This window comes from Paraburkholderia sp. 2C (genome assembly GCF_054589215.1).
On sequence record NZ_BAAILL010000029.1, the window covers coordinates 129,655 to 142,789 of the forward strand.

Below are 13,135 nucleotides of genomic sequence, written 5' to 3' on the forward strand. Positions count from 1 at the left end.
CGAGAACACGGTGGACATCGGACGAACCGCGTCGTAGTGCGGATCGATGCTGCCCTGGAACTCGGGCAGCGAAACGAGGTTCGCCGCGATAAACGACTGCGTGTACTTCGAGCGGTTCATGTAGCTCGTCGGCACGCCGGGGTCGGCAAGGCCGAACATGTCCTGCATCGTGCGCACGAACGAGAAGTGGCTGAACTGGTCGGTGTCCTTGAGACCCGTCGGCGCATTCGGCTGGTTGGTCAGCACGCCGAAAATGACCGGCCCGTTGCCCTGGTTGCCCGCGCTGTAGTGCGCGACCGGCTGCGTGATGGTGGCCGGCTCGCCGACCTGCGCGTTGACCGCCGTGCCCGATGCGTTCCAGCCGCAGCACGATGCGGTGCCCGGATAGTTGCCGTTGCCCTCGTCGAACGTGATCACGATGCCGACGCGCTTGTTGCGGTTCGCCCACAGCGACGATGCCTGGATCTTCTGGACGAGCGCGGCCGTGTAGTTGTCGCCGCGCGTGATATTCGCGCTGCCGCCCGAACAGTCGGTGGCCTGCTTCGTACCGGTTGTGTCCTTCGGCGTTATCGCGTGCATGTCGTCGCACTGGTCGGGAACAAGGTAGTTGAGGGTGCCGACATCGCCGGTCTGCAGATCGGTGCCCAACTGGTCGAAGTTCCAACCCGCCGGCGCTTTCGAAGCCGACGCCGCGTCCCACTGACCGCCGCCCATCGTGCGCACTTCCTGCTGGAATTCGCCGTCGTTACGCGCGTCGTCGAAGGTCACCGCATTGTTGTGCTTGAGCGCGTACAGGCTGCCCGGGCGCGGCAGGAGGATGGTCGGATCGTTGTTGTCCGCCACGATAATGGTCGAGTCGGACGAGCTATTGACGCGCGCGTCCTGCCCCGGCGTCATCGATTCGTTATAAACGCGCCACGTCATGCCCGCGTTTTTCAGCGTCGTGAACATGTTGCGCGCGTTCTTGATGTTGTGGACCGCGGCGTTGGTACACGCGCTCTGACCGGACGGAATGCCGTCGGTCGGCGCATCGCGCGTGTCGCCCGCCGGCATGCACCACCACGCCGAATCGTCGGTCACGCCGAAGTCGTCGCCGGAGCCCAGCGCCATGTAGTTCGGCTGCGAGGGCTGCCCCGTCGAATAATAGTTCGTCGCGCGATTGCCTTCGTTCAGCAGCGCGGTGATCTTCGGCGCGGACGGCGAGCCGTCGATCGCGCTGTTCGTGTGGTTCTCGAGAATGATCACGAACAGGTTGTCGAAGCGCGGCACGTTCTCGAGGTTGAACGCGGTCTGCTCGGCTTCGGCGATCGCGATCGGCTTGCCCGTGGTGGGCGACACATCGCCGCGCGCGACCATCGTCGAAGCGAGCTGGAAGCGGTTCGTGACGATGTTCGATTCGACGGCGAGCGCCTGCTTTTTCGTGGCGTCGGTCACTGTCGACGGATCGGCGAGCACATCGGCCGGTGCCACACCGAGGCGCGCGGCGATGTTCGCGACCGCGGTCGGCTCGTCGATATTGCTCTCGGCCATTTCGCGCACCACTTCGGTCGACAGCGGGCTCAACACCGTGTTCGCGGCCGCGGGCGCGCGCAGCACCATCGCTTTCGCGGTGGTCTTCGCCGTGTTCGTGGCGGGATCGATAAACACGGTGTTCGCGGGAATCACGGCGGCGACCGGCAGGTTCAACGAACTCGTCATCAAGGTGAAGTTGCCGTGCGCGTCGGTGGTGGTGGTTGCCTCGTTGCTGTCGCACGCGCCGTTGTTGTTGTCGTCGCTGCAGACCGTCACGTTCGGGTACTGCGCGGCCATTCTGCCCTGCACCTTCTGCGTCAAGGCAAGCGAATTCGAAGGATTCGTACCGCCTGAATCGTCGCCGCCGCATGCGGCAAGCAGCGCCGGCGCGACAGCCATCACGAACAGCGTGGATGCGGATACGGCGATGGCGCGCCGCCTCTGCCGCGGCTGCGTTTCAATGCGAGAGGACATTTTTCTTTTACTCCGTATGGATCGGGGGGATCGAGCTCGTCTATCCGCGCATCGCGCGACGACGTCAACCGGCGATACATGGCCGATGGCGGGGCGCATTATCCATACATGATGATTAATGTTTTATGACGCTTTCCATGTGACATTCATTAAATCGTATTGACTTGATATGTACATGTAATCGCAGCTTCCCTGTCACAAAAGAAACCTAAACTTCGGGCCGTTTTAATTCCATCCCCCAAGGCAGATCGATAGGAATTGTTCAGCCTTTCTTATCGGTTCATATAAAAAGGACAGCAATGCGGTCTATAAAAGCAGTAGCCCTCGTGCCGGCTCTCGCAGTCATGCTTTCTCTCGCGGCATGCGGCGGCGACGATTCGCCCACTTCGACGGCCTCGGCCTCGGCGCCGGCAAGTTCCCCTGCGGGCGCGAGCGCGCCCGACGGAGCGAGCGCGCCGCCGGCGGTCGCTCAAACGCAGATCTTCACCGCCGTGCGCGATACCGACGCCGGTCTCGATGGCGTGCCCGCACAGGTGACGTGGCAGCCCAAGGCGGCCACCGGCACGCTGTCGATCAATTCGGTCGACTATGCGACGTTGACGCCGGACGCGGCGAACGACGGTGCGATGACGGTGGGCGGCACGCCGACGCTCGGCGTCACGCTAGGCGTGGTGACGGCGCAGCAGCCGGTGGTGTTCCCCGGCATCATTCAGGCCTGCGAGCCCGATTCGAACGGCGAGCCGAACCCGCAAGCGGGTAACCAGCCGCTCAAGTCGAAGGTGGTTGCGATTGCGGGGCTGCCGATCAAGAACGTCGCGCTGCTGCTGAACACCACGTTCCCCACCTACTACGAGAACTGTCTGCGCGACGGCTTGCCGACGGCACAGACGCAACACTCGGTGTTGACGATCGATAGCAATGCGATCCTGAGCATCACCGATGTGCGCAACGGCGCTAACCCGGTTGTCATTGCGCCTCCGGCATCGCTGGCGGAAACCGAATCGGAAGCGGGCAACAACGGCGACTGGCTGATTCCGTTCCTGTACATCACCGCGGACGGCACCCGCCATATCGCGCTGGTGCAGCACGGCACCGTCGCGGGCGGCAATACGCGCGACTTCGTCGGCGTCTGGCTGGATCAGTAAGAGTGCGAGGACTGCGCCGCGCCGGGCGCGATAAACCGGCGCGGATGCAGCCATTTGGTGGCAATCCACTTTTCACCGGCGACGACCGGGCTGCCCGCATGCCGGGAGGAGGTGTCGGTCTGGCCGAGCCGGTTGCCGTACTGGAAGTACAGCGCCTTGCCTTGGCGCGGCAGGACCGAAAAGCCGCATTCGGTGAAAAAGGTCTCGCCGCCGGCTTCGACGTTATTCAGATACATGATCAATGTGGCAATTCTTTGACCACTGCGCTCAATTGATTTTCGATTTTTTTCAACATCCGACGATAAAAAATCGAAATGCGGCATGTGTTGCGCACCCGGCCGATAACGTAATAACTGAATGCCCTCGCCGTTTTCGGCCGGAATTCCCGTTATGCGCTCAATGCGCTTTTCGATCCGCGCGATAAGCGGCGTTTGCGCCAAATGGAAAAACACGCCTTCGCTATTACGCAGTTCGTCGATCACGTCCTCGCCGCTTTGCGGGTCGACGACGCGTACCGGTTCGAGGCGCGGCGCGCCGAACGCGATGAGCTCCGCGCATTCGGCATCGTCGAGCAGGTTACCGAGTAACGCCAGAGTCGGCCGTTCGAGACGCGCGAGCACATCGACGCGACGATCCCCGCCGTCAAGCACCGTCGCGGTACCAAGATGCAATGGTTCAGGCTGGTAAGGGAGCGTGGCAAACGAGCTGTCATCTATTTTTAATTGGCCGGCCGCCGGCGGCTGGCCAGATGCCGCAGCGCGCGCCACGGTGGTGACGAGTGCATCCGCGAGCTGCGGCGGTACGTTTTGCGCCTGCAATTGCGCGCTGATGACTTGCGCCGGCGTGCCGCGCGCGATTTCGGCCAGCAGCCAGTTGCGCACATCGGCGGGAAAATTGACGAGCATGACAACAGGGGAAGCGTTGTGATGCGCGGATCATACCCGTGCATCGCAACAGTTCGGTGTCAGGGAAGGCAGCGGGGTGCGGCCGGAGTCAGGCCTGATAGTGATAGCGGCAGGAGACGATATTGAGCTGGGCGTCGTCCGCTTCGTACACGAGGCGGTTGGTGTCATCGATACGGCGGGACCAGAAACCCGACAGGTTGGCTTTCAACGGTTCTGGCTTCCCGATTCCTTCAAACGGCGTGCGTTGCGCTTCGCGAATGAGCTGGTTGATACGCTTGAGTGTTTTGCGGTCTTGCCCCTGCCAGTAGACGTAATCGTCCCACGCGTCGGGTGTGAACAACACGCGACGCATGCTCATTCAGCGTCCTCGTCAAGCTTGCGCTCTTTCGCCTTTCCTTTGCGCAACTGCGCGATGGAACGCTCGAGGTGCGCGACGTTACCGGGAGAGCGCAGCAGATGAACCGTCTCCATCAGACTGTCGAAATAGTCCTGCGACATGATGACGGCGTTCGGCGCGTCGCGACGCGTGATGAGTGTCACGTCGGCATCGTCGACAACCTGGTCAATCACCGTTTTCAGGTTACTGCGGGCATCGGAGAAATGAACGGTACGCATCGGATGATTCCACATGAACTTTTAACTGGAACCAGTATAGCAGGCTCGTCTATACATGTACAGTATATCGTACATGTATAACGGGATGCGCAATCGCCGCCGACGCATGGCGCCGGGCTAAACTAGCGGCTAACCCGTCCGCATCCCGATACACATGCCCTCGCGCGACAATCACTCCGCCCGGTCCACAGCTTTACCGCATCGCGCGCCCAACGCTGACCCAGGCAGCGGCACCGGGAGCGACGCCGACGCCCTGCAAGACCCAGCCCTGCTACGCCGCCTGCTCCGCGCCAAAGACCGCATGGACGCCGCCTCGCACGAAGCCTGGCCCGTCCAACGCCTCGCCGAAGTGAGCGGTGTTTCCGCAGCGCATTTCGCGCGCTCGTTCAAACGGGCCTTCGGCCTGCCGCCGCACCGCTATCTGCTGACGCGCCGTATCGAACAGGCCACCACGCTGCTGCGCGACACCAACCTCAGCATTACCGACATCGCGTTCGCAACCGGTTGGGAGAGCCTCGGCACCTTCGGCCGCACGTTCCACGACATCACGGGCAAAAGCCCCGGCGCGATGCGCATCGACGCGCGCGCCGACATGAGCCAGCTCGATCGCGTGCCGGCCTGCGTGCTGAAGGCCGCGCAGCGCCCCGACCTGACGATCGCAGTTTTGGAGAAGCGCCGCCGCCTCGCCGACGATACGCTGCCGCCATTACTCAACAAGGAGGACATGCCATGAACGAGGGAGTCAATATGGTGGGCTTATACGTCGACAGCCAGGACGAGGCGCTCGCGTTTTACGTCGACAAGCTCGGCTTCCGTGTGCATACCGATGTGAGCAACGGCCCGTATCGGTGGCTCACGGTCCAGCATCCGGATCAGCCGTCGTTCCAGCTCGGCCTCTTTACCCCGGGGCCGCCGGTCCACGACGAAGCGACCTCGCAAACGCTGCGCGCGATGGTCGCGAAAGGCGCGATGCCGCCGCTCGTGCTTTCAGTGGCCGACTGCCGCGCGAGCTACGCACAGCTGAAAGCGCGCGGTGTCGAATTCACGCAGGAGCCGGTCGACCGCTACGGCAGCGTCGACGCCGGTTTTCGCGACCCCGCCGGCAACGGATGGAAGATGATCGAGGCGCCGAAGGCTTGAGATCGGCCTGCAGAGCGGAAACCCACTGGCCATCCGTGAGTTTTTCTTACCTGACGCGCCAGAAATTCCTGGTTGTATGAATCAGTCGCTCCCCTCATCATACGAAGCGAATTCCAATGAGAGGGGGACGAGTGGCTTATCTGCTCATACTGGGCGTGGGCCTGCTGGCGGGCTTGCTAAGCGGCATCGTGGGCACCGGTTCGTCGATGCTGCTGATGCCCGTACTCGTCATCCTCCATGGCCCGCGCGAGGCCGTGCCGATCATGGCGATCGCCGCCATCATGGGAAACCTCGGCAAGGTGCTGTCGTGGTGGCGCGAGATCGACTGGAAGGCGTGCCTCGCCTACTGCGTCACCGCCATCCCCGGCGCCATGCTCGGGGTTCGCACGTTGCTCGCCTTGCCGCCGCGCGCCGTCGATATCGCGCTGGGCCTTTTCTTCGTCGCGATGGTGCCGGCCCGCCGCTGGCTGTCGCGCCGCGAATCGTTCCGCTTCACGCGGTTGCATCTGTCGCTGATCGGCGGCGTGGTCGGTTTCCTGACCGGCATCGTCGTGTCGACCGGGCCGATCACGGTGCCGGTCTTTGTCGGCTATGGCCTGGTAAAAGGCGCTTTTCTGGCAACCGAGGCCGCCGCGTCGCTCGGCGTGTATGGCGCGAAAGTCGCGATCTTCCAGCAGTTCGGCGCGCTGCCCCCGCGCATCGTGGCGAATGGACTGATCACCGGTACGTCCATCATGCTCGGCACCTTCGGCGCGCGGCGCATCGTGGCAGGCATGTCGGCGCATCATTTCAAGGCGCTCGTCGACGGGCTGATGCTGACGTCGGGACTGTCGCTTCTGTTTGCCGCGACCCGGTAAGCGCAGACCATATCCTTTCGACGATATGCGCACCGGTGCTTTCGATGTGAGCTTTTGTTGGTTCCCCTGGTAGATTGCTGTGCCCTACATTGTTCGGTCAGGATTACGTAAAACGAGGCGAACATGAAGGCAATCGGCTGGCGCACCGCGAACACACTGCTGAAGAAGTCCGCATTTACCGCATACGCGGCGCTGACGATCGGTGTTGCGACACTGGCAGTACCCGGCGGCGCCGCGTTGGCCGCGGCCACGAGCGCGGCGGCGCCCGCCGAACTGAAGATCGACTACGCATACTATTCGCCCGAGAGTCTCGTGATCCGGCGCAACGGATGGCTCGAGAAAGCGTTCGCCGCGGATCATACGCAAGTGGAATGGGTATTGAGCCTCGGCAGCAACCGAGCGCTCGAATATCTGAATAGTGGCGCCATCGACATCGGCTCGTCCGCGGGCCTTGCTGCCGTGCTCGCCAAGGCGAACGGCAATCCGATCCGCACGATCTATATCTTCTCCCGCCCCGAATGGACGGCGCTCGTCGTGCGCAAGGATTCGCCAATCAAGACGGTGGCCGACCTCAAAGGCAAAAAAATCGCCGCCACCAAGGGCACCGATCCCTACCTCTTCACGTTGCGTGCCCTGCATGCGGCCGGGCTTTCGCGCGACGACGTCGAGATTGTCAATCTGCAGCATCCGGACGGCCGCACGGCGCTCGTCAACGGCCAGGTCGACGCATGGGCCGGGCTCGACCCGCATATGGCCGCCGCCGAAATCGATAATGGCGCACGGCTTCTCTATCGCAACGTCGATTTCAACACGTGGGGCTTTCTCAATGCGCGCGAAGACTTCATCAAGCAGTATCCCGAAACGGTCGCGCGCGTGCTGAAGGTCTATGAACAGGCACGGCAATGGATTGCCGCGCATCCCGATGAGACCGCGCGCATCATCGCCGAGGAATCGAAAGTGTCGCCCACGGTTGCGAAGCTGCAACTCAGCCGCAACGACTTCAGCCACCCGCAGCCGGGCGCGCAACAGATCGATGCGCTGAAAGCGGCGGCGCCGGTTCTCGCGCAGGAAAAGCTCGTCAAGCCCGGCACAGACCTGAATCAGGTCATCGATTCGCTCATCGATACCCACGCCTCGCAGCGCGAGCTTGCTTCGGCCAACGCGCAATAGTGCATTGCAATGGCTTGGGAAGAGTCGCTGATATTACGTGCGCGCGCCGCGCGGGACGACCATGATGGATCGCCTTCCGGCGCCGCGCCATCCGCGCGGCGGTCCAACCTGCGCGCGTCGCGCAGCGCGACGCGGCGGCGATGGCACGCCGCCGGCCTCGTGCTGCCGTTCATGCTGCTCGCGGCTATCGAAGCGCTGGTGCGCACCGGCGTACTGCCCGACCGTCTCGTGCCCGCGCCGACCAGCATTGTCGAAACGCTCACGCAGCTCGGTGCCGCGGGCCTGTTGCGACACATCGGCGCTAGCACGTTGCGCGTGTTAGCGGGCTTTACGTGCGGCACCGTGCTTGCATTGCTGGCCGGCGCGGCGATGGGCCTTAGCCGCAGGCTCGACGCGCTGCTCGACCCCGCTTTTCAGGCATTGCGCGCCATTCCGTCGCTCGCGTGGGTGCCGATCCTGCTGCTCTGGATGGGCATCGACGAAGCACCGAAAATCACGCTGATCGCCATTGGGGCATTCTTCCCCGTGCATCTTGCCGTGGTCGCGGGCATGCGCGGCGCGGATCGCAAACTGATCGAACTGGGTGAGATCTACCGGCTGAGCCGCCGCGCGATGTTCGCGCGCATCCTGCTGCCGTGCGCGTTGCCGCAAATCTTCACGGGTTTGCGCACGGGCCTGAGTCTCGCCTGGATGTTTATGGTTGCCGCCGAACTGATCGCAGCAACACGCGGGCTCGGCTATCTGCTCAGCGACGGCCGTGAAACGGGCCGGCCCGACATCGTATTCGGCTCGATCATTCTGCTTGCGCTGCTCGGCAAGCTAAGCGACAGCGTGTTGAAATTCGCCGAACACAGGCTGCTTGCCTGGCGCGATACAGCCGATATCGGAGCCGCACGATGAACGCGCAATCAGACCGCGGAATCGGCCCGCGTCCGCTACTCGACATCGCAATCGATGCCAAGCACTATGGAACGCGCCCCCTGTTCGCGGGCGCGACGCTGCAGGTCGGTCGCGCGGAGATCGTCAGCCTCGTCGGTCCGAGCGGCTGCGGCAAGAGCACACTGCTGCGCATTGCAGCCGGGCTCGATCGTGATTTTTCCGGCACGGTGGCGCTCGATGGCATTGCGCAGCACGGGCCTTCGCCGCAAGTCGGTGTGATCTTTCAGGAGCCGCGTCTGCTGCCGTGGCTCGACATCGCGAACAATGTGAGCTTTCCCGCGCGAGCCACGCATGAGACCAACGCGCGCGTCGAGCGACTGCTCGCGGAAGTCGGTCTGGCGGCCGTCGGGGGGCTGCTGCCGAAGCAATTGTCGGGCGGCATGGCACAGCGCGTTGCGATCGCACGCGGGCTCTTTTCCGGGCCGCGTCTGCTGCTGCTCGACGAACCGTTCAGCGCGGTCGACGCGATTACGCGGATCAAGCTGCAGAACCTGTTGTTATCGGTCACGCGCGCGCACCAGATGGCCGCCCTGATTGTCACACACGATCTCGACGAAGCCTTGTTCCTGTCCGACCGTGTGCTGCTGATGGCGGCGCCGGACCACCACGGCGCCGGACGCATCGTGCGCGAATTCGCGGTCGACGCACCGCGGCCGCGCAAACGCGACGCAACCGTCGACGAACGGCTGCGCGCCGAATTGTTCGCGAGCCTCGAAGCGCTCGTGCCCGCATAAAGCGCATCGAGCAGCTCGCGGGCACGATCAAACGCTAGCGGCTCCCCGCCCCCGCACCGAAAAACCGGTTCTCCGGACGCGCCAACCCAAGATGCTCGCGCAATGTCGAGCCTTCATATTCGCGCCGGAAAATGCCACGCTTCTGCAGTTCCGGCACCACCTTGTCGACAAATTCATCGACGCCCGCCGGCAGATACGGGAACATCACATTAAAGCCATCGGAACCTTCTTCGACGAGCCATTGCTCCATCTGATCCGCGATCATCTTCGGCGTACCGACCATCTCGAGCCCTGAGTAGCCGCCGATACGTTGTGCCAGTTGCCGTATCGTCAACTGCTCGGCACGCGCCCAGTTCACGACGCGTTCGCGCGAACTCTTGCTCGCATTCGACTCGGGAATATCGGGCAGCAAGGCATCGGGATCGAAGCCCGACACATCGTGGCCGAGCGCAATCGACAGCGACGCGATGCCGCTGTCGTAGTGGACGAACGTGTCGAGCAAGGCACGTTTTTCACGCGCCTCATCAAGCGAATCGCCGACCACGACGAACGCGCCGGGCAGAATCTTCAGGTGCTCGCGCGGGCGCCCCAGTTTGTCGAGCCGACCTTTCACGTCCGCATAAAAGCGCTTGCCCGCTTCGAGATTCGGCTGCGCGGTGAACACCGCATCGGCGGTTTCGGCTGCCACCTGACGCCCTGCTTCCGACGAGCCCGCCTGCACGACCACGGGCCAGCCCTGCACCGGCCGCGCGATATTCAACGGGCCGCGCACGCGGAAATGCTCGCCTTGATGATCGAGCACATGGACTTTCTCAGGGTCGACAAAGATGCCGCTTTCGACATCGCGCACAAACGCGTCGTCGGACCAGCTATCCCACAAGCCGGTCACGACGTCGTAAAACTCCCGCGCGCGCCGATACCGCTCGCCATGTTCGACATGCTCGTCAAGACCGAAATTGAGCGCGGAGTCGGGGTTCGACGTCGTCACGAGATTCCATCCGGCGCGGCCGCCGCTTATATGATCGAGCGAGGCGAAGCGGCGCGCGACGTGATACGGCTCGTCGAAGGTCGTCGATGCGGTGCCCACCAGACCGATCCGCTGCGTCACCGCGGACAGCGCTGAAAGCAGCGTGAAGGGCTCGAACGATGTCACCGTGTGGCTGCGCTTGAGCGCATTGACCGGCATATTCAATACCGCCAGATGGTCGGCCATAAAGAACGCATCGAAGCGGCCGCGCTCGAGGGTCTGGGCGAATCGCGCCAGATGCGCGAAGTTGAAATTCGCATCGGGGTAGGCGCCCGGATAGCGCCACGCACCCGTATGAAGACTGACAGGCCGCATGAAAGCGCCGAGGTGAAGCTGGCGGGTCTGGGTCATGGTGTCGAGGCGCAGGTGCGCCGTCAGCGATGAGAAGGTCTCTAACATACGCCGATTTCGCCGATCGGGCGCAGCGCGGCGCGGCGTGACATGCGCACGGGCGAAACGTGGAATATCGTTTGAAGCAATCGTTCTTTTGCACAAAGCCGCGAGCGCCTTACGATGACCGGCTTGCTCGCAGCGCGTTGACCGCTTGTTGAGTGCTTGTTCACCGCTTGTTCACCGCTAGTTGGCCGTTTGATGACTGCGCGCAGCCATGTTGCAGCCGCATCGGTGCACGCGAACACCTGGTGGTGCTTGCATCGGTGCTTTCAGTGCGAGCGGCACGTCATGTGCTAACCGTTTAACTTCGCCATGCGCAGCGAGCCTTCCTCACGCTCCACAATCCAATGAACAACGCTCCGACTTCCACTCCATCATCGCCCCCGTCGCGTCCACGCCGGCGCGCGTTAGCGCGTCTCGCAACCGGACTGGCCGGCGGCGTCGCCGCGGCCGCACTGCCCGTGCAACGCGCGTTGGCCGCGGCCAAGGCCAACACCGGCGCGGCGGCACCCTCGCAGACCCCGCTCGCGCCCGCCAGCTGGACACTCGAACCAGGCGCGCCGCTCGTCGCGCCGCCCTACGGCCAGCCCGCGTCGTTCGAGCACGATGTGATCCGCCGCGTGGCGCGCGCGCCGGCGATGCCCGGCTCCGGTTCGGCGATGACGCCGCTTGCGGACCTCTACGGCAGCATCACGCCGAACGGCCTCGTCTACGAACGGCATCACGCGGGCGTGCCGGCCATCGATCCGGACCAGCACCGGCTCGTCGTGCATGGGCTCGTGCGCGAGCCGCGCATCTATACCGTCGACGACGTAATGCGCTTTCCGTCCGAATCGCATATCTACTTCCTCGAATGCTCGGGCAATACCGGCAGCGAATGGAACGGGCCGAGCGGCCTGCCCGTGCAGTTTACGCATGGCTTGCTGTCGTGCTGCGAATGGACCGGCGTGCGGCTCTCGACGCTGCTCGACGAAAGCGGCATCTCGCCTTCCGCGAAATGGTTGCTCGCTGAAGGCGCCGATGGCGCGGCGCTCACGCGAAGCCTGCCGCTCGACCGCATCCTGGACCGCGCGCTTATCGTCTATGCGCAGAACGGCGAGCGGCTGCGGCCCGAAAACGGCTATCCGCTGCGGCTGATCGTACCGGGCTTCGAGGGCAACACGAATATCAAATGGCTGCGGCGGCTCAAGCTGATCACGGCGCCCGAGATGACGCGCGAGGAAACCTCGAAGTACACGGGGCTCTTGCCCGACGGGCTCGCACGGCAATTCGTGTTCGAGATGGACGCGAAATCGGTCATCACGCGGCCGTCGCCGGGCCACAAACTGACGACACGCGGCTACTACGCGATCAGTGGCCTTGCGTGGTCCGGCCGCGGCCGTATCCGCTCGGTCGATGTTTCCAGCGACGGCGGCAAGACGTGGCGCGCGGCGCGCCTCGTCGGCGCCGTGCACGACCGCGCGTTGACGCGCTTCGAAACCGACTGGCAATGGGACGGCAGCCCCGCCCAGCTGCAAAGCCGCGCCACCGATGAAACCGGTTATGTGCAGCCGACGCGCGACGCGCTTGTCGCCGCGCGCGGTGTCAACTCGCAGTATCACTACAACGGCATTCAAAGCTGGCGTGTCGACGCCAATGGCGAGGTGCGCAATGCTTAAGCCCCTGGTTGTGACGACAACGATATTCGCGTGCGCGGCCGCGTATGCGGGTGGCGCGCCCACCTCGGTTTCCGCTTCCGCGGCCGAACATTCCGGCCAATACGGCATCGGCAAGCCGATCGACAACGCAGCGATTGCCCGCTGGAATATCGACGTGAGCCCCGACGGCCGCGGGTTGCCCGCCGGCTCGGGCACCGTTGCCGCGGGCGCTCATGTGTTCGCCGCGAAATGTGCGATGTGTCACGGCAAGGGCGGTGAAGGCGGCATCGGCGATCCGCTGGTCGGCGGAGCGGGCACGCTGACGAGTGCGAAGCCGAAGAAAACCGTCGGCAGTTACTGGCCTTACGCGACCACGTTATTCGACTACATTCGCCGCGCGATGCCGTATAACGCGCCCGAATCGCTAAGCGCCGACGAGGTCTATTCGGTCAGTGCGTGGCTGCTGTATATGAACGGGATCGTGCCCGAGCATACGACGCTCGATGCCAGGACGCTGCCGCGCGTGAAAATGCCGAACCGCGAGGGGTTTATTCCGGACCCGCGGCCCGCTGCGTTGTGAACGGACA

General features: G+C 63.7%; 14 protein-coding genes. 9 read left to right on the top strand and 5 right to left on the bottom strand.

All coding sequences use genetic code 11. From position 1 onward, the window contains the following. The coding region (locus ACYPXD_RS07060; RefSeq protein ID WP_459709019.1) for an alkaline phosphatase family protein at positions 1-1,986 on the bottom strand (1,986 nt) is incomplete at its 3' end. 326 nt (positions 1,987-2,312) lie between these two features. Between ACYPXD_RS07060 and ACYPXD_RS07065 the strand changes: the two genes are divergently transcribed. Then, positions 2,313-3,131, top strand: a complete 819-nt coding sequence (locus ACYPXD_RS07065) for a hypothetical protein (protein ID WP_459709021.1) — start codon at positions 2,313-2,315, stop codon at positions 3,129-3,131. Here ACYPXD_RS07065 and ACYPXD_RS07070 read toward each other — a convergent pair. The 3 genes from ACYPXD_RS07070 to ACYPXD_RS07080 all read right to left on the bottom strand — a co-directional run bounded on the left by ACYPXD_RS07070 (position 3,125) and on the right by ACYPXD_RS07080 (position 4,651). Beyond that, positions 3,125-4,036 (bottom strand): 2OG-Fe(II) oxygenase, encoded by a 912-nt coding sequence (locus ACYPXD_RS07070; protein ID WP_459709026.1) that lies wholly within the window; start codon positions 4,034-4,036, stop codon positions 3,125-3,127. The two genes, ACYPXD_RS07065 and ACYPXD_RS07070, sit on opposite strands and share 7 nt — an antisense overlap. 88 nt (positions 4,037-4,124) lie before the next feature. Continuing rightward, positions 4,125-4,394 carry a Txe/YoeB family addiction module toxin gene (locus ACYPXD_RS07075; protein ID WP_459709028.1) on the bottom strand — a complete coding sequence of 90 codons (270 nt, stop codon included), beginning with the start codon at positions 4,392-4,394 and terminating at the stop codon, positions 4,125-4,127. After that, on the bottom strand, positions 4,391-4,651 hold the full coding sequence (locus tag ACYPXD_RS07080) for a type II toxin-antitoxin system Phd/YefM family antitoxin (protein ID WP_459709031.1): 261 nt from the start codon (positions 4,649-4,651) through the stop codon (positions 4,391-4,393). The genes ACYPXD_RS07075 and ACYPXD_RS07080 overlap by 4 nt, the downstream gene beginning before the upstream one ends. 154 nt (positions 4,652-4,805) lie before the next feature. On the opposite strand from ACYPXD_RS07080, the gene ACYPXD_RS07085 reads away from it, so the two are divergent. The 6 genes from ACYPXD_RS07085 to ACYPXD_RS07110 all read left to right on the top strand — a co-directional run bounded on the left by ACYPXD_RS07085 (position 4,806) and on the right by ACYPXD_RS07110 (position 9,491). After that, positions 4,806-5,384, top strand: a complete 579-nt coding sequence (locus tag ACYPXD_RS07085; RefSeq protein ID WP_459709033.1) for a helix-turn-helix domain-containing protein — start codon at positions 4,806-4,808, stop codon at positions 5,382-5,384. Beyond that, entirely contained in the window at positions 5,381-5,791 is a 411-nt protein-coding gene (locus ACYPXD_RS07090) for a VOC family protein (protein ID WP_459709036.1), read from the top strand. The genes ACYPXD_RS07085 and ACYPXD_RS07090 overlap by 4 nt, the downstream gene beginning before the upstream one ends. 131 nt (positions 5,792-5,922) lie before the next feature. Next, positions 5,923-6,648: a sulfite exporter TauE/SafE family protein gene (locus tag ACYPXD_RS07095; RefSeq protein WP_459709039.1), complete on the top strand. Its 726-nt coding sequence runs from the start codon at positions 5,923-5,925 to the stop codon at positions 6,646-6,648. A 123-nt stretch (positions 6,649-6,771) separates the two neighbouring features. Further along, positions 6,772-7,818 carry an aliphatic sulfonate ABC transporter substrate-binding protein gene (locus ACYPXD_RS07100; RefSeq protein WP_459709043.1) on the top strand — a complete coding sequence of 349 codons (1,047 nt, stop codon included), beginning with the start codon at positions 6,772-6,774 and terminating at the stop codon, positions 7,816-7,818. Positions 7,819-7,827: 9 nt separating this feature from the next. Further along, on the top strand, positions 7,828-8,718 hold the full coding sequence (locus ACYPXD_RS07105; protein WP_459709046.1) for an ABC transporter permease: 891 nt from the start codon (positions 7,828-7,830) through the stop codon (positions 8,716-8,718). Then, positions 8,715-9,491: an ABC transporter ATP-binding protein gene (locus tag ACYPXD_RS07110; RefSeq protein WP_459709048.1), complete on the top strand. Its 777-nt coding sequence runs from the start codon at positions 8,715-8,717 to the stop codon at positions 9,489-9,491. Before ACYPXD_RS07105 ends, ACYPXD_RS07110 begins: the two co-directional genes overlap by 4 nt. A gap of 34 nt (positions 9,492-9,525) precedes the next feature. On the opposite strand, the gene ACYPXD_RS07115 is transcribed toward ACYPXD_RS07110, so the two are convergent. Beyond that, complete coding sequence (locus ACYPXD_RS07115) at positions 9,526-10,869, bottom strand: LLM class flavin-dependent oxidoreductase (protein ID WP_459709120.1); 1,344 nt, start codon at positions 10,867-10,869, stop codon at positions 9,526-9,528. Positions 10,870-11,258: 389 nt separating this feature from the next. On the opposite strand from ACYPXD_RS07115, the gene soxC reads away from it, so the two are divergent. Then, entirely contained in the window at positions 11,259-12,569 is a 1,311-nt protein-coding gene (gene soxC, locus ACYPXD_RS07120; RefSeq protein WP_459709051.1) for a sulfite dehydrogenase, read from the top strand. Further along, positions 12,562-13,128, top strand: a complete 567-nt coding sequence (locus ACYPXD_RS07125; RefSeq protein WP_459709054.1) for a c-type cytochrome — start codon at positions 12,562-12,564, stop codon at positions 13,126-13,128. Before soxC ends, ACYPXD_RS07125 begins: the two co-directional genes overlap by 8 nt. Positions 13,129-13,135 lie beyond the last annotated feature (7 nt).

Bases quoted from the DNA above. Each gene is read 5' to 3' on its own strand.
- ACYPXD_RS07070 (WP_459709026.1), bottom strand. From the start codon at position 4,036: ATGCTCGTCAATTTTCCCGCCGATGTGCGCAACTGGCTGCTGGCCGAA.
- ACYPXD_RS07075 (WP_459709028.1), bottom strand. From the start codon at position 4,394: ATGAGCATGCGTCGCGTGTTGTTCACACCCGACGCGTGGGACGATTAC.
- ACYPXD_RS07080 (WP_459709031.1), bottom strand. From the start codon at position 4,651: ATGCGTACCGTTCATTTCTCCGATGCCCGCAGTAACCTGAAAACGGTG.
- ACYPXD_RS07085 (WP_459709033.1), top strand. From the start codon at position 4,806: ATGCCCTCGCGCGACAATCACTCCGCCCGGTCCACAGCTTTACCGCAT.
- ACYPXD_RS07090 (WP_459709036.1), top strand. From the start codon at position 5,381: ATGAACGAGGGAGTCAATATGGTGGGCTTATACGTCGACAGCCAGGAC.
- ACYPXD_RS07100 (WP_459709043.1), top strand. From the start codon at position 6,772: ATGAAGGCAATCGGCTGGCGCACCGCGAACACACTGCTGAAGAAGTCC.
- ACYPXD_RS07105 (WP_459709046.1), top strand. From the start codon at position 7,828: ATGGCTTGGGAAGAGTCGCTGATATTACGTGCGCGCGCCGCGCGGGAC.
- ACYPXD_RS07110 (WP_459709048.1), top strand. From the start codon at position 8,715: ATGAACGCGCAATCAGACCGCGGAATCGGCCCGCGTCCGCTACTCGAC.
- ACYPXD_RS07115 (WP_459709120.1), bottom strand. From the start codon at position 10,869: ATGACCCAGACCCGCCAGCTTCACCTCGGCGCTTTCATGCGGCCTGTC.
- soxC (WP_459709051.1), top strand. From the start codon at position 11,259: ATGAACAACGCTCCGACTTCCACTCCATCATCGCCCCCGTCGCGTCCA.
- ACYPXD_RS07125 (WP_459709054.1), top strand. From the start codon at position 12,562: ATGCTTAAGCCCCTGGTTGTGACGACAACGATATTCGCGTGCGCGGCC.